The organism is Rhodospirillaceae bacterium, assembly GCA_018662005.1.
Lineage (GTDB): Bacteria > Pseudomonadota > Alphaproteobacteria > Rhodospirillales > JABHCV01 > JACNJU01.
On sequence record JABJHA010000004.1, the window covers coordinates 230,088 to 250,935 of the forward strand.

The following is a 20,848-nucleotide window of genomic DNA, read 5'->3' on the forward strand; positions in this document are numbered from 1 at the left end:
GGGATATATCAGGACACCATAAGGAGAGCCAATCTATGGGCGAAGGTAGCCTGGAAGCACCGACCCGTCACGCTATTGACTGGCGCAGTGCGGATTTCACCAACCCTGAAAAGCTGGAGGCGGAGCTGCGGCGCGCTTTTGACATCTGTCACGGGTGTCGGCGCTGCTTTAATCTGTGCGACAGCTTTCCCAAGCTATTCGATCTTGTTGACGAGTCCGAAACCGGTGAGCTCGATAGTGTTTCCAGCACTGATTTCAAGCCGATTATCGATGCCTGCACCCTTTGTGATATGTGCTTCATGGTCAAGTGCCCGTATGTGCCGCCCCATGAGTTTGATCTTGATTTCCCGCATTTGATGCTGCGTGCCCGGGCCGCGCAGTTTAAAAATAATGACATTCCCAAAATCCAGCAACGCCTGGGGGAAACGGACAAGAACGGCAAGCTCGGCTGTTCGGTTTCCGGCCTCGCCAATTGGGCCGGCAATTGCTCAAACGGCCTGACCCGGCCGCTTCTGCAAGCTGTTACCGGCATCGACAAGAACGCCGCCCTGCCCCGTTTTAATAAAAAACCATTGGCCACGCAGGATCAAACCTTCAACATCAACACCGAGGCCCCGGCTTACGGGCACCGCAAGGCGGTTATCTACACGACTTGCACGGGCCAATATCATAATGATGAATTGGCTTTGGCGACGGCGCGGGTGCTGGCTAAGAACGGTGTCGAGACGCAGATGCTTTATCCCGGTTGTTGCGGGATGCCGCAACTGGAACACGGTGATATTGCCCGGGTCGCCGAAAATGCCAAAAAAATCGCCACCGATCTTGGGCCCTGGATTGATAAGGGATATGACGTTATCAGCCCGGTGGCGTCCTGCTCGTTGATGTTGAAATTTGAATGGCCGCTGATTGAGCCTGAAGACGAAAACGTCAAAAAATTATCGCAAGCTACCTTCGATGCCAGTGAATATCTGGTCGGGATTGCCGCCAAGGAAGGCATGGCCGAGGGCCTGAAGCCGCTTGCCGGTGGGGTCACGCTTCATATCGCCTGCCACGCGCGAGCCCAGAACATGGGTCGCAAGGGGGCCGAGCTCCTCAACCTGATCCCCGATACGGACATCAACGTGATCGAACGATGTTCCGGCCACGGTGGCTCGTGGGGGATCTATAAAGATAACTTTGAGGTCGCCCTGAAAGTTGGAAAACCGGTCGCCCGCGACACCGCAAAACAAGGGTCAGGGTACGTGGTTTCAGAATGTCCACTGGCCCGCGAACATATTTTGCAGGGTGTGGAAAGGCTGGACGCCAACAAACCGGCTGCGGCCCGCGACCAACTCCAGCACCCGATTCAGCTGATGGCGCTTTCTTATCAGGATTAAATGACAATGGCCAAAACACTAAGCCGCGACGATATTATAGATATGGACACTTACGCCAGCGAGCGGGCAGAGCGCCGCCGCGCCATCACGGCACTGAAAAAAGATCGCCGCCTTGGCATTGGCCCCGACGCCACCTGTTATTTTGAAAGCTACGCCACCATGTGGCATCAAATTCACGAGATGCTGTACATTGAGAAGGGCGGCGAAGCGCAGATCGAAGACGAGCTCAACGCCTACGCGCCCATGGTGCCAAACGGAAGAGAACTTGTCGTCACCCTGATGTTTGAAATCGATGACCCGGATCGCCGCGCGGCCTTGCTAAACGGGCTTGGCGGGGTCGAGGAAATGCTCAGCATCGAAGTTGGCGGGGATGTTATCAAGGGCGTCGCCGAAGATGATATCGACCGGACCACCGCCGATGGCAAGGCCTCAGCCATCCAGTTTCTGCATTTCCCGTTCAGTGATCAGCAGGTCGCCGACTTTAAAAATAATGAAAACAAAATAATTATTTCCATTGGTCACGAAAAATACGGCCACATGGCGGTCATGCCAACAGCCATGCGCGAAGCTCTTATTAAAGATTTTGATTAAATCTTTTGCATCTTATTAAGGTTCAAGCCCCTCAGTCGCCGGGCGTTCGCTCCGCTCTCTTGGCTTAGGCCTCTGGAAGTCAAGTTTCAAATGGCAACAGGAGCTTTATTCGTAATAACCTGGCTCACACACTTTCTTCTACAAGCCCGTGACTGCAGGCCGCCGCCCCTGCGGCGAGCCAAGGGTTCGGAGAACCCGCCCGGCGCCTGAGGGACCTGAACCTAAATGAGGGGTAGAACTATTTCAGCACTTCGTCCCGGTAGGCGCCCCAGAATTCTACTTTTCTGAGCCAGCCCTTGATGCTTTCCGCCTCGACCCGGCACCAGCCGCCGCCGGTTGGGCATTGATCCAGGGTGGCGATGGCACTGGATTCGATCAGCGCCACGGGTGGGCTTTTGGTGTCGGCGCTGCTGCGTAACGAGCGGCGCTTGCCGGTGATGATCACCGTGCGCTTGCCCGACAGCATAGACTGGTGAACCCAGCCCTGGGTGCTTTGCCAGTCGCGAATTTTGCGCCAGGTGCGATATTCGGCGATGATTTCAACAGGCAGGTTCTGGCGCTGGTAAACCCATTCTACGGGATACTGGACGCCCGGACCGGTGCGCAGATTGACCTGATCGGCGCGCAGGCTAACGAAGCGGGGTAACGGCAGACCGGTTTCATCAGCGAACGCTTGTCCGGCAAAGATAAAAACGGCAGACAAAAGCATCAGTGAAACGCTGCAAACACATAAAAAGCGGGGTAAATTGAAGCTCATAAGAGCATTAGTAGGCGAGCCTGCGGGGTTCGGTCAAGGGCCGGGATCGTGATACCGGTTGCAGGGGTCAGGGGTTGCCGGTTAAGTTCATAAAATAAGGTCGAGAGAGGATATTCCATGTCATCAAAAAAACCGGTCGTTGTCGTTACCCGCAAACTTCCCGACAGCATTGAAACGCGCATGATGGAACTGTTTGATGTCCATCTTAATCTTGATGATACGCCGATGGACAAGGCCGACCTGATCGAGGCGGTTAAGAAGGCCGACGTCCTTGTCCCTACCGTTACCGACCGGATTGATGCGAAGATACTATCCCACGCCGGTGAAAATTTGCGCCTGATCGCCAATTACGGCACCGGCGTCGATCATATTGATCTGGCCAGCACCCGCCAGCGCGGTATTACCGTCACCAACACCCCGGATGTTCTGACCGAAGATACCGCCGACATGACCATGGCCTTGATGCTGGCCGTGCCCAGGCGGGTGGCGGAAGGTGAGAGGGCGTTGCGTTCGGATGACTGGCAAGGCTGGTCGCCAACCTGGATGCTGGGTCACCGAATCTATGGCAAAAGGCTGGGCATCATCGGCATGGGCCGCATTGGTAGTGCTGTCGCCCGACGGGCCAGGGGATTTGGCCTTTCGGTGCACTATCACAACCGGCGCAGGGTCCACACGGAGATCGAGGAGAGCCTGGAGGCCACATATTGGGAAAGCCTGGACCAGATGTTGTCGCGGGTCGATATTGTCTCGGTCAATTGCCCCCATACACCGGCCACATTCCATTTGCTGTCAGCCCGGCGCTTGCAGTTGATGCAACCTCATTCCTATATTGTCAACACGTCGCGCGGCGAGGTCATCGACGAGAACGCCCTGACTCGCTTGCTCATTGCCGGTGACATTGCCGGGGCCGGACTGGATGTGTTTGAGCATGAACCGGCGGTCAACCCGAAATTGCTTAAGCTCGACAACGTGTTGTTGTTGCCGCACATGGGCTCTGCCACCGTCGAAGGACGTATCGACATGGGCGAGAAAGTTCTGGTCAATATCAAGACCTTTGCCGATGGTCACAAGCCACCGGACCGGGTATTAGGCGACGCCTTCTAGCAAACCTCATGGGAAACACGGACATCACTTTCAGACATGCCGTCGATGACGACCTGCCGGCCATTGTCGCCCTGCTTGCTGATGACGATATTGGTCAGCAGCGCGAAGACCCGAGCCTGCCGTTGGCGGCGCCGTATTTGAAGGTTTTTGAGACCATCAAGTCTGACCCTAACCAGAATCTCATCGTTGTGGAGGATGCAGGGGGGAACGTGATTGGCACCTTTCAGCTGTTTTTTCTGGCAGGCTTTGCCCGCATGGGCGCATGGCGCGGCGAGATAGAGGCGGTCAGGATCGCCAAACAGCATCGTGGATCAGGGCTTGGCCAGCAGATGATTGAGTGGGCGATCAGCCAGTGCCGGGAGCGGGATTGCAAGCTGGTTCAGCTGACCATGGACAAGAACCGCATAGACGCCCATCGGTTTTATGAAAAGCTTGGCTTTGAAGCCAGCCACGAGGGTTTCAAGCTTAAACTTTAGATAAAAACCATCTGGCCGCGGGCTTTGGCGTCGCTCAGGAACGTGACCATGCCGCCGGTCTCGATGGGGATGTCCTCGCGCATGGGCGCGCCTTCCAGATCCATCGCCCTTAAGCCCATGTCACAGACCATGAATTTGACACCAAGGCTGGTGCAAGCCTGTAGCAAATCTTCAAAATCGCCGACGGTGCGCTTCTTGAAACCATCATCCACGTCACCCGCTGTTTCACCGTCACGGCCAATTTCGCCTGCCGGAAGGTTGCGCCATGACGGGTTGGCAAGAAGCGCACGGCTGGCCCCCATAGTGAAGAAAAGGGTTGCCGGAATGTCGATTGCGGCGGCCGCACTGGCCATCACAAGGGCGTAGTGAATTTTATCAAAATCGCCGGAAAAAACCACGATCGACAGTTTTTCAGGGCGCTCTTCGGTCATGATTTATGGCCTGAAAGATCGGTGATCTTCGGGCTTTCGCCACAAAGCGGACAGCCGGGATCGGCCTTGACGCGGATTTTCCTGAACTCGGAGGACAAGCCCTCGTAAATCATCAAGCTGCCAGCCAGACTGTCGCCGATGCCCAGCAATTCCTTGATAATTTCGGTTGCCTGCAGGGAACCGATGGTCCCGCACAAGGCACCCAGCACCCCGGCTTCGGCGCAGCTTGGGATTTGCCCAGGCGGCGGGGCTTCAGGGAACAGGCAGCGGTAACAAGGCAGTGCATGACCGTCGGCATCTTTCTGATGGGGCTTGAAGGTGTAAACTTGACCGTCGAAACGCAGGATGGCGGCCGACACCAGGGTCTTTTTTGCAAAATAACAGGCGTCGTTGACCAGGAAGCGGGTGGCGAAATTATCGCTGCCATCGGCGACCAGATCATAATCACCAATCAGTTCCAGGGCATTATCGGCGGAGATGCGTTCGTTATGGGCGGCGATGTTGACCTCCGGATTGATCGCGGCAATGGTTTTTTTTGCGCTCTCAACCTTGGCCATCCCGACACTGGCTGTGGAGTGGACGATTTGTCGCTGCAGGTTGGACAGATCGACCCGGTCATCGTCAATGACGCCAATGGTGCCAACCCCGGCGGCGGCAAGATACAGCAGTACAGGTGACCCCAGACCCCCGGCGCCGACGACAAGGACTTTCGACTCCAGCAGCTTTGACTGGCCTGCGCCACCCACATGATCGAGCAGAATGTGACGGGCGTAGCGCTGAATTTGTTGTTCGTTAAAGTCCAAGGGTGTCGCCTTCGCTGATGGTTATTCCTGACCCAGACCGTCAAACAGGGCCGTCGATAAATAGCGCTCGGCGAACGAGGGCAGGACGACGACGATCATCTTGCCTTGCATTTGCGGGCGGGCGCCGATTTCAAGGGCTGCCGCCAGCACCGCACCCGAGGAGATGCCAACCGGAAGCCCTTCGCTGCGGGCGACAAACCGGGCCGTCGCCATGGATGTTTCATTGCCGATCTTGATAACTTCGTCGATCATTTCCTGATTCAGGTTAGCCGGGATGAAGCCGGGGCCAATGCCCTGAATTTTATGGGGGCCAGGAACACCGCCGGACAGCACGGCGCTATCTTCGGGTTCGACGGCGACTATTTGAATAGCCGGATTGCGGGCCTTCAAGACCTCGGCAATGCCGGTCAGGGTGCCGCCCGTGCCGACGCCGCAGATTACCATATCGACCTTGCCGTCACTGTCGTTCCAGATTTCCTCGGCGGTGGTGGTGCGGTGAATGTCCGGATTGGCGGGATTATCAAACTGCTGCAACATAACAGCGCCGGGAGTGTCACGGATCAGTTGTTCAGCCCGCTCGATTGCCCCCTGCATACCTTTGCCGGCAGAGGTTAAGTCGATTTCCGCACCAAGCAGGTAAAGCATCTTGCGGCGCTCCACGGACATACTGTCAGGCATGGTTAGAATCAACCGGTAACCCTTGGCGGCACAGACAAACGCAAGGGCGATGCCGGTATTGCCCGATGTCGGCTCAACCAGCACCGCGCCGGGACCGATGCGGCCGTCGGCTTCGGCGGCGTTGATCATGGCAAGGCCGATGCGATCCTTGACCGAGGCCAGCGGGTTAAAAAATTCACATTTGCCGATGATTTCCGCCTTGCAATCGCTACCCGCAGAAAACCGCGACAAGCGAACAAGCGGCGTCGCGCCAATGGTATCGGTCAGATTGTTATAGATTTGGCCACGAAATGAAGTCTTTTCAGGGGCGGTCGTCTGGTCAGTCATTGGGTGCCCCTTTGCTAAATTGAAAAATCAAGATTTTGGCGGCCTTCGCTGACGATGTTTGTCTCTGCCGCATTGTCGCACAAATCATCAATGGAAATGTTATCCAGTTCGCTCATGACGCCCTCTTGCAAGCGAATCCACATGGGCCTGACCACCTTGACGCCCAGTTCCGACCCGCCGGCATCAAGAATGGGATCGTCGCTGGTTTCAAGGTCACGCACCACCCGGACAATATCGCCGACAGATATACGGCGTCGTTCGCGGGCAAGCCGGTAGCCGCCGCGCGGTCCGCGCACCCCGATCAGAATGTTCGAGCGAACCAGTTGCTGCAACGCCTGTTCCAGATAGCGGCGGGGAATTTCCTGGCGGCGGGTAATCTCGCGGCTCTGCACAGGCTCACTGGCGGCGTGGTAGGCGATGTCGAGAACCGCCTCAATCGCGTAGAGCATTTTTTTCGATAACCGTAACATCAGTTCCCCCCCGTAGAGCCAAATCCACCCTCTCCGCGGTCGCTTTGCGTCAGCTCGGAAACCTCTTCCCAGGTAGCCTGGCTGACCGGTGCTATGATCATTTGAGCGATCCGCATTCCCCGTTCAACGATAAATGTTTCGGTTCCATGATTAATCAGAATGACGCCGATTTCTCCGCGGTAGTCGGCGTCAATGGTTCCGGGGCTGTTGAGCACCGCGATCCCGTGTTTAAGAGCCAATCCGGAACGCGGCCTGATTTGCGCCTCGAAGCCAGGCGGTAGCGCGATGGCGATGCCGGTGCTGACCATGCCACGCTCGCCGGGGTTCAATGACTGCGGGCCATCGTTGGCGGCCAGCAGATCCATGCCGGCGCTGCGTGTGGTGGCATATGCGGGTAAATCCAGGCCATCATAATTGCGCAGCCGTTTAACCTGAACACTATGCGTACTCACGATTGGGGACCTTCCAGGATGTCGGCAATGCGGTCGGCAAGTTTGTCGGCGACGGCCTGTTTGGACATTTTCGGCCAGTCCTCGACGCCCTGATCTGAAATCAGATGAACCGTATTGTCCTGGCCGCCAAAAGTTCCTGTATCGGACGAGACGTCATTGGCGAGTATCCAGTCACAGCCTTTGGCAAGCCGCTTTTGGGTTGCGTGATCGATAAGATCATTCGTTTCGGCAGCGAAACCGACCACGATAGCCGGGCGTTTATTGCCTGCGGCGGAAAGCGTGGCAAGAATATCGGGGTTTAAGGCCAGCTCCAGCGGCTTCGGAGCGGAACCGTTTTTCTTTAATTTGGATGGCGCTGCATCGGCGCTTCGCCAATCTGAAACGGCGGCGGCGCAGACAGCGATATCGGCGGGCAGGGCGCCCTCACAGGCGGCCAGCATCTCGCGGGCGCTTTGCACATGAATGACAGAAACACCGTACGGGTCAGGCTCGTTGCTGGGCCCCGACACCAGTGTCGTATCGGCGCCCAGCCCGGCCAGGGCGGCGGCGATGGCGTGACCTTGCTTGCCCGAAGATCGATTGGCGATGTAACGGACCGGATCGATGGGCTCAAAGGTCGGGCCGCTGGTCACCAGGGCGTGCTTGCCCACAAGCCGTTTCCCGGATTTAAAAAATTTTTCTATGGCCCCGGCGATGTCTTCGGGCTCGCTCATGCGACCCAGTCCAAATTCTCCACACGCCATCTCGCCTTGTTCGGGGCCGATGACCATGACGCCCCGGTCCCGCAGGGTTTGCAGGTTTTGCCGGGTCGCCGGATGTTCCCACATGCGCACGTTCATGGCAGGGGCCACCATGACCGGCTTGTCGGTCGCGAGCAGCGCGGTGCTGGCCAGGTCATCGGCCAGTCCTGCAGCCATGCGGGCCAGAATATGGGCGGTGGCCGGGGCGACAACGACCAGATCGGGGCTGCGCGAAAGCTCGATATGGCCCATTTCGTTCTCGTCGGTCAGGGAAAACAGGTCCTCATAGACTTTCTCACCACTGAGGGCGGCCAGCGACAGGGGCGTCACAAATTCCGCCCCGCCACGGGTCAGAATGCAGCGGGTGGTGATGCCTTTTTTGCCTAAATTCCGGATCAGTTGCGGACACTTGACCGCCGCGATACCGCCCGAAACGATTAGTAAAACACTGTTTTCCACAGTTCTGTGAGCCTTCATAATATTTAACGGGAAATTGGTGTGGTTAATGTAAGACCCAACAGGCCGATTGGCAAGAGGCGAATGCTTTTACTAAGCGCCTTTAGCTCAGGGCTAGCGCGACAAAGACGGCCAATACAGCCGCCGCGATGGCCAGGGTCAAGGGGCCGACGCTGAAACGATTGCCGCCCTCAAGGGCGCGGATGGTTTCCGGGTGCAGACGAATGCGACCGTTGGCAAGCTCGGCCGCACCCCGGTCCAGGTTCTCAAGCAGCCGCGGCAATCGGGCAAGCCCGTCGCGCAGGTCTCCGGCGGCCTCGGCAAGCCGGGCTTCGGGCCCCAGATGGGTGATCACCCACTGCTCAATCAGCGGTTTGGCCATCAGCCACATATTGGCCTCCGGGTTCAGCTTGCGACCGGTGCCTTCGGCGGTCAGCATGGTTTTTTGCAGCAACAACAACTGCGGCTGGGTTTCCATGTTGAATGTCTTGGTTATGGAAAACAGTTGCCCCAGTAGCTTGGCGATGGAAATTTCGTTCTGCGGCAAATCCAGAATCGGCTCGGCGATGGAACGGCAGGCCTGGGTGAAGGTATCGACGGGCTGGTCGGACGGGATCCAGCCAGCCTCGAAATGAATTTCAGCGGTACGCCGGTAGTTGCGGGTCAGGAACGACATCAGCAATTCGCCCAGATGGCGGCGTGTCTTGGCGTCAAGCCGCCCCATAATGCCGAAATCGACAGCGGCCAAACCACCGTCGGCGCGAACGAACATATTGCCCGGATGCATGTCGGCATGGAAAAAACCGTCTCGAAACACTTGCAGGAAAAAAGCGCTGGCGGATTTTTGCAACAGGTCGTTTGTATCGTGCCCGGCGGCTTTCAGGGCATCGATATCATCGATGGGAATACCGTGGACCCGCTCGGTGACCAGAACCTTCTGGCCGGTCAGTTGCCAATCCACGGCGGGCACGGCGAAACTGTCATCATCTTTGAAATTTTCATGCAGCTCGGCGGCTGCGGCGGCTTCAAAACGCAGGTCCATTTCCATCTCGATGGATTTGGCCAGGGTGCGCACGGTTTCGACCGGGCGTAAACGCCGGTATTCGGGTTTTGCCGCTTCTACAAGTTCGGCGACCCAGAACATTAGATCGACATCACGCTGGAATGCCTCCTCAATATTGGGGCGTAGGACCTTGACGGCGACTTCCCGCCCGTCGTGGGTGAGCGCGAAGTGGACCTGAGCGATGGAGGCGGCGGCAATCGGCTGCTCGTCGAAATCTTTAAACAACGCGGCCATGGGCTTGCCAAACTCGGACTCGATAATGGTCCGGGCCTGGGCGCCGGGGAACGGCGGCAGGCTGTCTTGAAGTTCGGACAGATCGGCCGAAAATTCTTCGCCCAGCAAGTCTGACCGGGTCGACAGGGCTTGTCCCAGCTTGATAAAACTCGGCCCCGCCTGTTGCAGGGCAAGGGCCAGGCGCTGGCCGGGCCTGCCGCTACCCCGGCGCGAGAACAGTCGGGCCAGGGCGATCGCCGGGCCGCCGATTTCCAGCTTTTCAAGCATCATCAACGCATCATGGCGGGCCAGAATGCGGGCAATGGAAAACAGCCGGGTAATATTTCTGTATGACCGGTTCATCAAATTCGCCAGGCGGAATGAATGGCGGCAATACCGCCGCTGAGATTGTCGTAGGTGACATGCTCCAACCCGGCATCGGCAATCATCGCGGCGAAGGTTTCCTGATCGGGAAACTGGCGAATACTTTCGGCCAGATAGCGATAGGAGTCTTCGTCCTGGGCGACGACCTTGCCCAGCCACGGTAACAGCTTGAAGGAATAGTTGTCATACAGGCCTTCCAGCAACGGCAGCACAACCTGACTGAATTCAAGGCACAGGAAGTGGCCGCCGGGCTTCAGCACCCTGCGGGCTTCCTTCAGGGCTTTTTCAATATGGGTAACGTTGCGAATGCAAAAGGCGGTGGTGTAGGCGTCGAAGGCATTGTCGGGAACGGGAAGATTTTCAGCGTCGCCGTTGATCCATTCGATGCCCGTGAGCAGGCCCTGATCGATGGCCCGATCGCGGCCGACGTCGAGCATTTCATCGTTGATATCGCACACACTGACATGGCCACCGCCACTTTTAAGGTACTTGAAGGCAATATCGCCGGTGCCGCCACCAACGTCGATCAGCTTCATATTTACTTGCGGGTTGAGGCGCTTGATAAAGGTTGATTTCCATAGCCGATGAACGCCCATGCTCATCAGGTCGTTCATCAGATCATAGCGCGAGGCGACATTATCGAAGACACCCCTGACCATGGCCGCCTTGTCGTCCGCGTTGACGGTGGCGAAGCCGAAATGGGTGGTCTCTTCGTTGTTGTCCGGATTTGATTTTCTGCCCATGGCGGCACCATAGCCGAAGCCGAAGAAAGGCGCTAGGTTGGCGTCACCGCAAAAGAAAAAGTTTTTTGATGCCCGAATTACCCGAAGTTGAAACGGTCAGGCGCGGCCTGGCCCCGGTCCTTGAAGGATGCCGTCTTGCCCGCGCCGTCGCCCGCAGGCCCGACCTGCGCCTCCCCCTGCCTGAAGACTTCGGCCAGCGCCTGACCGGACGCACGGTGCTCAGGGTTGGCAGGCGAGCCAAGTACCTGCTGATAGAGCTGGACGACGGGGCAACGCTGATTTCCCATCTGGGCATGTCGGGCAGTTTTCGTATCTATACAGAGACACCGCCGGTGCTTGCCAAGCATGATCATGTCATTCTGACCACTGATCAGGGGGTCGAGATCCGCTACAATGACCCGCGTCGCTTCGGATTTATGGTCATGGCCGAACCTGACCAACAGGAGAGCCATCCCATGATCAGAGACATCGGTCCCGAACCGCTGGACGGGGACTTTACGGCCCAGGTTCTGGCCCGCTCCCTGCACGGTCGCAAGGCGCCGATCAAGGCGGCCTTGCTGGATCAGTCGGTGGTTGCGGGCCTTGGCAATATTTATGTCGCAGAGGCGCTCTTTCAGGCCGGGATATCGCCAAAGCGCAAAGCCGCCACCATCGCTGGCGTCAGGGCCGAAAAACTGCACCGGGCAATTGTCGATGTTCTGACCAGAGCCATTGAGGCCGGCGGTTCATCAATCAGCGATCATCGCCAGACCGATGGTGAACTTGGCTACTTCCAGCACACCTTCGCCGTTTACGGACGGGCCGGGCAAGCGTGCCCGGGATGTGATTGCGATATAAGTAAAACAGGCGGTATCGCCCGCATTCAGCAATCGGGTCGTTCGACATTCTATTGTACGAAACGTCAAAGGTAGTGGTATGACGGGAGCCATGAAAATCCGATACCATTTATTAACAGCATTGCTGCTCCTGGTCTTCGCCGTCGGGCCACAAAGCGCCATGGCCGAAGATCAGTTCCTCAGCGCTATTGAAGACCTGCCCCTGATGGACGGATTAAACGAAGTCGAAGGCGAAGGGATGGCTTTTGATAGCTCCTCCGGACGTATTGTCGAAGCCCTGACCATGGGTAAAGTTGATAAAAACGATGTTATCGCTTTTTACAGCCAAACCCTGCCGCAGCTGGGTTGGTCGGAAACCGCGCCGGGCCAGTTCAGTCGTGAAGGTGAAATTTTAATACTGGAATTTCCGCCAATGTTGGCTATATCAGGCGCGTCATCGGCGCCGCTTGGCGTCCGCTTCATGCTTTCACCCGCCCAATAAGGAGAAGCCACATGGCTTACGAAAACATCATTGTAGAAACCAAAGGCCGGGTTGGCTTGATCACCCTTAATCGCCCGAAGGCGATGAACGCCCTTAACGCGGCCTTGATTGGCGAGATGGCACAGGCCCTGGACACCTTTGAGGCTGACGCAGATATCGGCGCCATTGTCCTGACCGGTTCGGAAAAGGCTTTCGCCGCTGGCGCTGATATTCTCGAGATGAAGGACAATACCTATGCCGAAAATTACCTGAAGGATTTCATTACTGTTGGCTGGGAGAGGATCACCACGTGCCGCAAGCCGGTGATTGCCGCCGTTGCCGGATATGCCCTGGGGGGCGGTTGCGAAGTCGCCATGATGTGTGACTTCATTCTTGCCGCCGAGAATGCCAAATTTGGCCAGCCGGAAGTCACCATTGGTACGATACCCGGGGCTGGCGGCACCCAACGCCTGACCCGCGTGGTCGGCAAGTCGAAAGCCATGGAAATGTGCTTAAGTGGCCGCATGATGGACGCCGAAGAGGCCGAGCGTTCGGGCCTGGTCAGCCGGATCGTCGATGCCGACAGCCTGGTCGAGGAAGCCGTCAAGACCGCCGAGGCCATTGCCAAGCTGTCCCAACCGATTGTTTTAATGGCCAAGGAAGCCGTCAACAGCGCCTACGAAACGACCCTTGCGCAAGGGGTACATTTCGAGCGTCGGTTGTTTCACGCAACATTTTCAACCGAAGACCAAAAGGAAGGAATGGCCGCTTTCGCCGAAAAGCGCCAACCGGCATTCAAGAACAAGTAACCAAAACCGCCTGACAGGGCGCAGTTGCAGGCTTGACGCCGTCCGCAGGGGCCTATATAAGCCTGCCTTCAATTGCACAAACACAGTTAGATTTACGGACCCACAAGACAATGGCAAATCACGAACAGGCAAAAAAGCGCATTCGCCAGATTGAACGCCGCACCGGTGTTAACAATGAACGCCGCACCCGCACCCGCACCATCATCCGCAAGGTCGAGGAAGCGATTGATGCCGGCAATCAGGCTGACGCTCTTGCCGCTTTTAAAGAAGCGCAACCGGTCATGATGCGCAGCGCCCAGAAGGGAATTTTTCACAAGAATACAGTGTCGCGTAAGTTGTCGCGCCTGTCGGCTCGTATCAAGGGCATGGCTGCCTGAACAAGCCCCCCCTTGTCGGCATCAAGTCGGCGTTATAATTTTAAAGGCCGCTGCCCATCGGGAGCGGCTTTTTTCGTGGCCGCTGTTTGGGCCCATTTTTTTGGCGGGGACTCGAAGACGGGGATCATGTCAAGGCAATTATTTTCAACGTTCCCCTTACGATCACGTTGCATGTGAGCGTGTGGCTCTGTAGTTTGTAAATCAAGCGGGAGGCAACTCTCGTGGCGTCTGACAGTTAATTCAAAGTATTCGACTCTCTTACATCAAGTATAAATTTTTCTAATGTTTAGGCATTTCTAGAACACTTTGTTTGATAAGTTAAGATCACGAGTATTTTGAAGAAAACATACGGACAAGAGGGAATATAAAAGAACAATAAATCCTGTCAGGATTTTAGCGATTGGGGAGATTCTTTTCAAAATGTTCTAAACGCAAGACATGTATTTTTCGATAGTCCTGATTCAACTGATCGGGAACGGAATTTGGTCTTGGTTTATAGCTGCGAAAATCAGTCTCCAGGTGGTGAGTTGTCTGATTGATTAAAAAGACAATTCGGGTAAAAAAAATAAACAAGTGTTCGTGACGGTTTTGCGATTATCCAAAAGACCGGACGAATGGAAAAATAATAGAGGGGTATTTCAGCATCTGGCCGTATTGATACGAACGGTCATCAAGAAATAATTTAAACCAGATTTTTTGCCCGGCGCCTGGCTGGCGGGATGAACACCACGAGGTTGGAGATACGCCAAATCGTACAGGGTGTTCTTTCAAAACACGGGACGAAAATTCTGGAGGCAGATGTTTTGCTGGTGATTGTTTCTTTTTATGGATGTTGACTCCTAGGGGCCTGGACGTAAATGACGAACGAAACAATTGATGGGCCGCACGAAGATAATTGGCGGCAGGTCTGTGAAAACCTCAGATCAGAAATAGGCGAGGCGGCTTATCAAAGCTGGGTCAAGCCTATGACCATCAGGGGCGTCGCCGATGGCACCGCCCGTATATCTGTTCCCACCCGTTTCATGCGCGACTGGGTTGTCGCCCATTATGTTGATCGCCTTGGCGTCCTATGGAACGCCATTGACCAGGGCGTAGACATCGTCGATATCTCAATTCAGCCCGAACGCTCCCTGAAAGCCTCCGGCGAGGATGCAAAGACATCCATCCCGGCCGCCGCCGCCGCCGCGACCACTGCCGCCATTGATATGGCCCAGGGTGATTCGCCTCGGGCTTCGGATATTGGCAAGGTCGGGATCAGCGGTCCGCTGGATACGCGTTATACCTTTGATAATTTTGTCGTCGGCAAACCTAACGAGTTTGCTTATGCCGCAGCCCGTCGCGTTGCTGAAGCGGCCGCCGTTCCGTTTAACCCGCTGTTCCTTTACGGCGGCGTCGGTCTTGGCAAAACCCACCTGATGCACGCCATCGCCCAGCATATTTGCAGTCAGGATCCCAAGCGCACGGTTATTTATTTGTCAGCTGAAAAGTTTATGTACCGCTTTATCCGTGCCCTGAAAGAACAAAATACCGTCGATTTCAAGGACATGTTCCGCAATGTTGACGTGTTGATGATCGATGATGTCCAGTTCATTGGCGGCAAGGGCGCGACCCAGGAAGAATTTTTCCATACCTTTAATGCGCTTGTCGATCAGGGCCGCCAGATTGTTATTTCCTCCGATAAGTCACCTTCTGACCTGGAAGGCATGGAGGAGCGTCTGCAATCCAGGCTTAATTGCGGCCTGGTCGCAGATATTCACGCCACCACGTACGAGCTGCGTCTGGGTATTCTTGAATCCAAGGCCGACCAGCTGAAGGTAGACGTGCCCCAGAAGATGATGGAATTTCTTGCCCACAAAATCACTGCCAATGTGCGCGAACTTGAAGGTGCCTTGAATCGGGTTGTCGCCCATGCCCAGCTTGTCGGTCGTGAAATCACCCTGGAGACGGCCCAGGAAGTCCTGCATGATCTTCTGCGCGCCAATGACCGCCGCGTCACCATCGAGGAAATCCAGAAACAGGTCGCCTCGCACTTCAATATTCGTGGTTCGGACATGCATTCGGCCCGGCGCGCCCGTTCCGTTGCCAGGCCCCGTCAGGTCGCCATGTATCTGGCTAAACAACTGACTTCGCGCTCGCTTCCCGAAATCGGCCGTAAATTCGGTGGCCGCGATCACACCACCGTTATGCACGCAGTGAAGAAGGTTGAAGAGCTGCGTGAGTGTGATTCGTCGTTCGCCGAAGATGTCGAGCTTTTAAGGCGTATGCTGGAAGGCTGATTGCCTTTCCAGGCAGCCAAAAATTCCTTTGTTTGAAGTGCGGATAAAGGCTTCTGATTTGAGGCCCGTTTGCTATACTGTAGGGGTCCTCATAGGGGGGGCTGGATTCGCTCCATTATCGGTCTTTCAGGCGGTTATAATGACTTGCGGGCGAACTCTGATAAATCAAATTTGAACGTTAAAATTAAAGACTTAAACATGAAATTTACCATTGAACGAGCGGCGCTGTTAAAATCTCTGGGACATGTCCAGAGCGTTGTAGAACGCCGTAACACCATTCCCATTTTGTCCAATGTCAGGATCGAAGCCGGCGAAGGTCGTCTTAGCCTCAACGCCACCGATATGGACCTTGATATCGTCGATCAGGTTGCCGCCGATGTCAGCCAGCCCGGTGCGACCACGGCGCCAGCCCATACCCTTTATGAAATCATCCGCAAGCTGCCCGAAGGGTCGCAGGTTGAATTTGACAGCGACGGTGAGGGCCAACTGACGATCAAGTCGGGGCGTTCGCGTTTTACCCTGACGTGCCTGCCCACAGATGACTTTCCGGTTATGTCCGGTGGCGACATGGGTCACACCTTTTCCCTGCCTGTGGCTGAAATTCGCGGCCTCATTGACCGCACCCGTTTCGCCATTTCGACGGAAGAGACCCGTTATTACCTGAACGGAATTTACCTGCACGCCGCCGAACGCGATGGGGCCAAGGTGTTGCGCGCGGTGGCCACCGATGGTCACCGGCTAGCCAGTGTTGAAGGGCCGCTCCCCGGCAACGCCGAGGGTATGCCCGGTGTCATTGTTCCGCGCAAGACGGTTGGCGAATTGCGCAAGCTTATTGAAGAAACCGTCGACGAGGTTGCCGTTGAGCTTTCGGAAACCAAAATCCGCTTCACTTTTGATGGCGTCATTCTGACCTCGAAACTGATCGACGGAACCTTCCCCGATTACGAGCGGGTGATCCCGGCTGGTAACGACAAGGAAATGGTCGTCAGCTGCAAGACGTTCGCCGAGGCTGTTGACCGTGTTTCGGCTATTTCGTCAGAGAAATCACGGGCCATCAAACTGGCCTTGAGCAGCGGTATGCTGGTGCTTTCCGCCTCCAGCCCTGAATCGGGAACGGCGACGGAAGAACTGGAAGTCGATTATCAGGGTGATGCCGTCGAGATTGGCTTCAATTCGCGCTACCTGCTCGATATTACCCATCAGATTGAAGGCGATAACGCCCGGTTCACCCTGGCCGACGCCGCCTCGCCGACGATCTTAAGTGAAACCGATGACACCAGCGCACTTTATGTGCTGATGCCCATGCGAGTGTAATGATCAATTGTTCAGGACTGGTTAGACAGGAACCCCAGGTTGGCGCCGCCAGCGTATCTGTCGCTCGTCTGACTCTGACAGATTTCCGTTGTTATCCCAGCCAGCGCATGGAAGCCGGCCCTGGCCCTGTTGTTCTCAGCGGGCCAAACGGGGCAGGTAAAACCAACGTCCTTGAGGCGCTGTCGTTTCTTGTTCCCGGGCGCGGATTGCGCGGCGCCAAACTGGCCGATATCACACGCCGCGATGCGGGTACCAGTGAAGCCGTTGATAAACCCTGGGCCGTCGCGGCGAAGCTGCAAACCCCGAACGGGCCGGTAGATATCGGTACCGGCAGAGAGGTTCAAGCTGCGGGTAAACGCGAAAAACGGATCGTTCACATTGATGGTGCGGCGGTGCGCTCACAAGCGGTGTTGTCGGAATACCTAAGCGCCCAGTGGCTAACACCCCAAATGGACAGATTGTTTGTCGAAGGCACATCGGCGCGCCGGCGTTTTCTTGATCGCCTTGTCTTTGCGGCCGATCCGGCCCACGCGGGCCGGGTTTCGGCTTATGAGCACGCGATGCGCGAACGGGCTCGCCTGTTGCGTCACGGTCAACCGGGTAGTGGCCGCGCCGCCGATCCGGAGTGGTTGAGCGTGCTTGAACAAACCATGGCCGGAAAAGGTGTCGCCGTCAGCGCCGCCCGACTGGAGATGGCGGCAAGGCTCGATGAAATGGCAGGCTCTGCCGCCGAAAACGGTGCCTTTCCGGGGGCTTCGGTCAGCGTCACCGGGACGCTTGAGCAGTGGCTCAAGGAAGGCCCTGCCCTTGATGCCGAAGACCGCCTGAAACAGGCCTTGCAGCAGTGCCGGGGAGCAGAGGCTGAAGGGGCATCTGTCCCGCACGGCCCGCATCGCAGCGATATGGCGGTGCGCCATCTGGGCACCGGGCAAGCAGCAGAGCTGTGCTCGACCGGCGAGCAAAAAGCCTTGTTGATTGCGCTGATTTTGGCCAATGCCCGCTTGCAGGGACGTGAGCGCGGTTCGCTCCCGATGCTGTTTCTTGATGAAGTGACGGCGCACCTAGACGAAACCCGTCGCGAAGCCCTGTTTGAAGAAATTCTGGGTCTGGGCATTCAAGCCTGGATGACCGGCACCGATACCGCCCTGTTTGCCCCCTTGAAGGGTGATGCACAGTTTTTTGGCGTCGCCGACGCCGTTATAACGCCTCAGTAATTTAAAAGAGATAACCATGACAGATGAGCCGACAAACGAAGAAGCACCTGAAACCGGAGACGATGTCTACGATTCAGAATCCATTAAAGTGCTTAAAGGACTGGAAGCGGTTCGCAAACGCCCGGGCATGTACATCGGTGACACGGACGACGGTTCGGGGCTCCACCATATGGTTTACGAAGCCGTCGATAACTCCATTGATGAAGCGCTGGCCGGCCATTGTGACCGGGTCGATGTTATTCTCAACGCCGATGGCTCGGTCACCGTTGGCGATAATGGTCGCGGAATCCCTGTCGATATTCATGCCGAGGAAGGTGTTTCGGCTGCCGAAGTGATTATGACCCAGCTTCATGCGGGTGGAAAATTTGATCAAAACTCCTACAAGGTATCGGGTGGGCTGCACGGGGTCGGTGTTTCGGTGGTCAACGCGCTTTCGTCATGGCTTGAACTGCGCGTCTGGCGCGATGGCAAGGAGCATGTGGTCAATTTCGCCCACGGCGACACGGTAAAATCTTTGGAAGTGATTGGTGACGCGCCACCCGCCGACAATAAGGAAGGACCCAAGACCGGCACCGAACTGACGTTTATGCCGTCAACGGATACCTTCACCATGGTTGAATTTGACTTCGCCACCCTTGAGCACAGATTGCGTGAACTGGCATTCCTTAATTCCGGGGTCTATCTGCGCCTGACCGACGCCCGCCATGTCGATGAAAACGTCGTCGACCTGCATTACGAAGGTGGCCTTAAGGCTTTCGTTGAATTTCTTGATAAATCCAAGAACGCCATTAACCAGGAACCGCTTGTCGCCTTTGGCGAGAAGGACGGCGTTTCTGTCGAGATATCCTTGCAGTGGAACGACAGCTATCACGAAACCACCCTGCCCTTCACCAATAACATACCCCAGCGCGATGGCGGCACTCATCTGGCCGGGTTCCGTGGAGCGATGACCCGGACGATCAACAAATACGCCAATTCCAGCGGTATCGCCAAAAGGGAAAAGGTGGCCATTACTGGCGATGACGCGCGCGAAGGGTTGACGTGCGTGCTGTCGGTCAAGGTCCCCGATCCCAAGTTCTCGTCCCAAACCAAGGACAAGCTGGTGTCGTCGGAAGTGCGCCCGATTGTCGAAAGCATTGTCGGGGATCAACTTGATCAATGGTTTGAGGAACACCCCGGCGAAGCCAAGGCGGTGATAGGTAAAATTGTCGAAGCCGCCGCCGCCCGTGAGGCGGCCCGCAAGGCGCGCGAACTGACCCGCCGCAAGGGGGCGCTGGATATGGCCTCACTACCGGGAAAACTTGCTGATTGCCAGGAACGCGACCCGGCCCTTTCAGAATTGTTCATCGTCGAGGGTGACAGTGCTGGTGGTTCAGCCAAGCAGGGACGGCATCGCAAAAACCAGGCGATCTTGCCCTTGCGCGGTAAAATTCTCAATGTCGAGAGGGCCCGCTTCGACAAGATGCTGTCCTCGGCGGAAATTGGCACCCTGATCGCGGCCATGGGCACCGGTATCGGACGCGATGATTTCGACCCGGACAAGTGCCGCTACCACAAGATTATCATCATGACCGATGCTGATGTTGACGGCAGCCATATCCGAACCCTGCTGCTGACTTTCTTCTATCGTCAGATGCCCGAACTGATCGAGCGCGGTTATCTGTATATCGCCCAGCCACCCCTGTACCGGGCCAAACGCGGGCAATCGGAAGTCTATCTAAAAGATGATGAAGCGCTGGAGAATTATCTGCTTTCTTCAGCCGTTGATGATGGAACGGTGTTGACCACGTATGACGGCACCCAACTGGCCGGGGCCGACCTGCGCCAGCAGGTAGAGGAAGCGCGCCACGTTAATACGTTGATTGAACGCCTGTCGCGCCACGTCCCAATCAGAATTGTCGAGCAGGCTGCCATCATGGGAGCGCTCAATCCGCAAATTCTGTCCGATGATGGCCACGCCAAGGAAATCGGTGAATATGCCGCCACCCGCCTCGACGCCCTTGAAGATGTGGCCGAGCGCGGTTGGGTCGGTACGGTTCTGGATGATGGCGGGCTTGCCTTCTCGCGAACTCTTCGCGGCGTTGAAGAGCGCCACATCATTGATAGCGCTCTGATAAAAAGTGCAGAAGCGCGCAAGCTGGATGAAAAAGCCGGCGCCTTACAAAAACTCTTTGCCCGCCATGGCAAACTTTTGGTCAAGGACAAGGAATTCGATATCACCGGTCCGGTGTCGCTTTTTGAATCCATTATGCTTGCCGGGCGCAAGGGGATTGGTATGCAGCGCTACAAGGGACTGGGTGAAATGAACCCGGAACAGCTTTGGGAAACCACCCTTGATCCCAACGTCCGCTCGTTGTTGCAGGTCAAGGTCAATCATGCTGATGCGGCCGAGGAAGTGTTCTCGACCCTGATGGGCGATATGGTCGAACCGCGACGGGATTTCATTCAGGCAAACGCACTGAAGGTAGCCAACCTGGACGTTTAATCTTAGGACTCTG

21 protein-coding genes are annotated in these 20,848 nt (G+C 56.3%); 12 read left to right on the forward strand and 9 right to left on the reverse strand.

The genetic code is table 11. The annotated features are described in order from the left end of the window. Positions 1-35 precede the first annotated feature (35 nt). Both HOL66_02385 and HOL66_02390 read left to right on the forward strand, forming a co-directional pair. On the forward strand, positions 36-1,376 hold the full coding sequence (locus HOL66_02385; protein MBT5243076.1) for a glycerol-3-phosphate dehydrogenase: 1,341 nt from the start codon (positions 36-38) through the stop codon (positions 1,374-1,376). Continuing rightward, positions 1,377-1,967 carry a DUF3501 family protein gene (locus HOL66_02390; GenBank protein ID MBT5243077.1) on the forward strand — a complete coding sequence of 197 codons (591 nt, stop codon included), beginning with the start codon at positions 1,377-1,379 and terminating at the stop codon, positions 1,965-1,967. A 238-nt stretch (positions 1,968-2,205) separates the two neighbouring features. Here HOL66_02390 and HOL66_02395 read toward each other — a convergent pair whose 3' ends face one another. Next, on the reverse strand, positions 2,206-2,724 hold the full coding sequence (locus HOL66_02395) for a hypothetical protein (protein MBT5243078.1): 519 nt from the start codon (positions 2,722-2,724) through the stop codon (positions 2,206-2,208). Positions 2,725-2,841: 117 nt separating this feature from the next. Here HOL66_02395 and HOL66_02400 point away from each other — a divergent pair, with 117 nt between their 5' ends. After that, a complete protein-coding gene (locus HOL66_02400; GenBank protein ID MBT5243079.1) occupies positions 2,842-3,828 on the forward strand; it encodes a D-glycerate dehydrogenase in 987 nt (328 codons plus the stop codon). 8 nt (positions 3,829-3,836) lie between these two features. Continuing rightward, a complete protein-coding gene (locus tag HOL66_02405; GenBank protein MBT5243080.1) occupies positions 3,837-4,304 on the forward strand; it encodes a GNAT family N-acetyltransferase in 468 nt (155 codons plus the stop codon). Here the strand turns inward: HOL66_02405 and HOL66_02410 are convergent. The 8 genes from HOL66_02410 to ubiE all read right to left on the reverse strand — a co-directional run bounded on the left by HOL66_02410 (position 4,301) and on the right by ubiE (position 11,064). Further along, a complete protein-coding gene (locus HOL66_02410; GenBank protein MBT5243081.1) occupies positions 4,301-4,738 on the reverse strand; it encodes a hypothetical protein in 438 nt (145 codons plus the stop codon). The two genes, HOL66_02405 and HOL66_02410, sit on opposite strands and share 4 nt — an antisense overlap. Beyond that, complete coding sequence (moeB, locus tag HOL66_02415; GenBank protein MBT5243082.1) at positions 4,732-5,538, reverse strand: molybdopterin-synthase adenylyltransferase MoeB; 807 nt, start codon at positions 5,536-5,538, stop codon at positions 4,732-4,734. Before moeB ends, HOL66_02410 begins: the two co-directional genes overlap by 7 nt. 21 nt (positions 5,539-5,559) lie before the next feature. Further along, positions 5,560-6,543: a cysteine synthase A gene (gene cysK, locus HOL66_02420; GenBank protein ID MBT5243083.1), complete on the reverse strand. Its 984-nt coding sequence runs from the start codon at positions 6,541-6,543 to the stop codon at positions 5,560-5,562. Positions 6,544-6,557: 14 nt separating this feature from the next. Continuing rightward, positions 6,558-7,013, reverse strand: a complete 456-nt coding sequence (locus tag HOL66_02425) for an Rrf2 family transcriptional regulator (protein ID MBT5243084.1) — start codon at positions 7,011-7,013, stop codon at positions 6,558-6,560. Further along, positions 7,013-7,465, reverse strand: a complete 453-nt coding sequence (dut, locus tag HOL66_02430) for a dUTP diphosphatase (GenBank protein MBT5243085.1) — start codon at positions 7,463-7,465, stop codon at positions 7,013-7,015. Before dut ends, HOL66_02425 begins: the two co-directional genes overlap by 1 nt. Next, on the reverse strand, positions 7,462-8,682 hold the full coding sequence (coaBC, locus tag HOL66_02435) for a bifunctional phosphopantothenoylcysteine decarboxylase/phosphopantothenate--cysteine ligase CoaBC (GenBank protein ID MBT5243086.1): 1,221 nt from the start codon (positions 8,680-8,682) through the stop codon (positions 7,462-7,464). The genes dut and coaBC overlap by 4 nt, the downstream gene beginning before the upstream one ends. Before the next feature lie 82 nt (positions 8,683-8,764). Further along, positions 8,765-10,300 carry a 2-polyprenylphenol 6-hydroxylase gene (ubiB, locus tag HOL66_02440; GenBank protein ID MBT5243087.1) on the reverse strand — a complete coding sequence of 512 codons (1,536 nt, stop codon included), beginning with the start codon at positions 10,298-10,300 and terminating at the stop codon, positions 8,765-8,767. Then, complete coding sequence (gene ubiE / locus HOL66_02445) at positions 10,300-11,064, reverse strand: bifunctional demethylmenaquinone methyltransferase/2-methoxy-6-polyprenyl-1,4-benzoquinol methylase UbiE (GenBank protein MBT5243088.1); 765 nt, start codon at positions 11,062-11,064, stop codon at positions 10,300-10,302. Before ubiE ends, ubiB begins: the two co-directional genes overlap by 1 nt. 68 nt (positions 11,065-11,132) lie before the next feature. On the opposite strand from ubiE, the gene mutM reads away from it, so the two are divergent. From mutM to gyrB, 8 genes are all read left to right on the forward strand, one after another. Then, positions 11,133-11,975, forward strand: coding sequence for a bifunctional DNA-formamidopyrimidine glycosylase/DNA-(apurinic or apyrimidinic site) lyase (gene mutM / locus HOL66_02450; GenBank protein MBT5243089.1), 843 nt, complete (start codon positions 11,133-11,135; stop codon positions 11,973-11,975). Between the two features lie 16 nt (positions 11,976-11,991). Next, positions 11,992-12,381, forward strand: coding sequence for a hypothetical protein (locus tag HOL66_02455; protein ID MBT5243090.1), 390 nt, complete (start codon positions 11,992-11,994; stop codon positions 12,379-12,381). 11 nt (positions 12,382-12,392) lie between these two features. After that, positions 12,393-13,169 (forward strand): enoyl-CoA hydratase, encoded by a 777-nt coding sequence (locus HOL66_02460; protein MBT5243091.1) that lies wholly within the window; start codon positions 12,393-12,395, stop codon positions 13,167-13,169. Between the two features lie 110 nt (positions 13,170-13,279). After that, positions 13,280-13,546, forward strand: coding sequence for a 30S ribosomal protein S20 (gene rpsT / locus HOL66_02465; GenBank protein MBT5243092.1), 267 nt, complete (start codon positions 13,280-13,282; stop codon positions 13,544-13,546). 857 nt (positions 13,547-14,403) lie between these two features. Beyond that, positions 14,404-15,822 carry a chromosomal replication initiator protein DnaA gene (dnaA, locus tag HOL66_02470; protein MBT5243093.1) on the forward strand — a complete coding sequence of 473 codons (1,419 nt, stop codon included), beginning with the start codon at positions 14,404-14,406 and terminating at the stop codon, positions 15,820-15,822. Between the two features lie 198 nt (positions 15,823-16,020). Further along, positions 16,021-17,136 carry a DNA polymerase III subunit beta gene (locus HOL66_02475; GenBank protein MBT5243094.1) on the forward strand — a complete coding sequence of 372 codons (1,116 nt, stop codon included), beginning with the start codon at positions 16,021-16,023 and terminating at the stop codon, positions 17,134-17,136. Further along, positions 17,136-18,350 carry a DNA replication/repair protein RecF gene (recF, locus tag HOL66_02480; protein MBT5243095.1) on the forward strand — a complete coding sequence of 405 codons (1,215 nt, stop codon included), beginning with the start codon at positions 17,136-17,138 and terminating at the stop codon, positions 18,348-18,350. Before HOL66_02475 ends, recF begins: the two co-directional genes overlap by 1 nt. 16 nt (positions 18,351-18,366) lie before the next feature. After that, complete coding sequence (gene gyrB / locus HOL66_02485) at positions 18,367-20,835, forward strand: DNA topoisomerase (ATP-hydrolyzing) subunit B (GenBank protein MBT5243096.1); 2,469 nt, start codon at positions 18,367-18,369, stop codon at positions 20,833-20,835. Positions 20,836-20,848 lie beyond the last annotated feature (13 nt).

Coding starts and splice junctions, on each gene's coding strand:
- HOL66_02385 (MBT5243076.1), top strand. CDS start 36: ATGGGCGAAGGTAGCCTGGAAGCACCGACCCGTCACGCTATTGACTGG.
- HOL66_02390 (MBT5243077.1), top strand. CDS start 1,377: ATGACAATGGCCAAAACACTAAGCCGCGACGATATTATAGATATGGAC.
- HOL66_02395 (MBT5243078.1), bottom strand. CDS start 2,724: ATGAGCTTCAATTTACCCCGCTTTTTATGTGTTTGCAGCGTTTCACTG.
- HOL66_02400 (MBT5243079.1), top strand. CDS start 2,842: ATGTCATCAAAAAAACCGGTCGTTGTCGTTACCCGCAAACTTCCCGAC.
- HOL66_02405 (MBT5243080.1), top strand. CDS start 3,837: ATGGGAAACACGGACATCACTTTCAGACATGCCGTCGATGACGACCTG.
- cysK (MBT5243083.1), bottom strand. CDS start 6,543: ATGACTGACCAGACGACCGCCCCTGAAAAGACTTCATTTCGTGGCCAA.
- HOL66_02425 (MBT5243084.1), bottom strand. CDS start 7,013: ATGTTACGGTTATCGAAAAAAATGCTCTACGCGATTGAGGCGGTTCTC.
- coaBC (MBT5243086.1), bottom strand. CDS start 8,682: ATGAAGGCTCACAGAACTGTGGAAAACAGTGTTTTACTAATCGTTTCG.
- ubiB (MBT5243087.1), bottom strand. CDS start 10,300: ATGAACCGGTCATACAGAAATATTACCCGGCTGTTTTCCATTGCCCGC.
- ubiE (MBT5243088.1), bottom strand. CDS start 11,064: ATGGGCAGAAAATCAAATCCGGACAACAACGAAGAGACCACCCATTTC.
- mutM (MBT5243089.1), top strand. CDS start 11,133: ATGCCCGAATTACCCGAAGTTGAAACGGTCAGGCGCGGCCTGGCCCCG.
- HOL66_02455 (MBT5243090.1), top strand. CDS start 11,992: ATGAAAATCCGATACCATTTATTAACAGCATTGCTGCTCCTGGTCTTC.
- HOL66_02460 (MBT5243091.1), top strand. CDS start 12,393: ATGGCTTACGAAAACATCATTGTAGAAACCAAAGGCCGGGTTGGCTTG.
- rpsT (MBT5243092.1), top strand. CDS start 13,280: ATGGCAAATCACGAACAGGCAAAAAAGCGCATTCGCCAGATTGAACGC.
- dnaA (MBT5243093.1), top strand. CDS start 14,404: ATGACGAACGAAACAATTGATGGGCCGCACGAAGATAATTGGCGGCAG.
- HOL66_02475 (MBT5243094.1), top strand. CDS start 16,021: ATGAAATTTACCATTGAACGAGCGGCGCTGTTAAAATCTCTGGGACAT.
- recF (MBT5243095.1), top strand. CDS start 17,136: ATGATCAATTGTTCAGGACTGGTTAGACAGGAACCCCAGGTTGGCGCC.
- gyrB (MBT5243096.1), top strand. CDS start 18,367: ATGACAGATGAGCCGACAAACGAAGAAGCACCTGAAACCGGAGACGAT.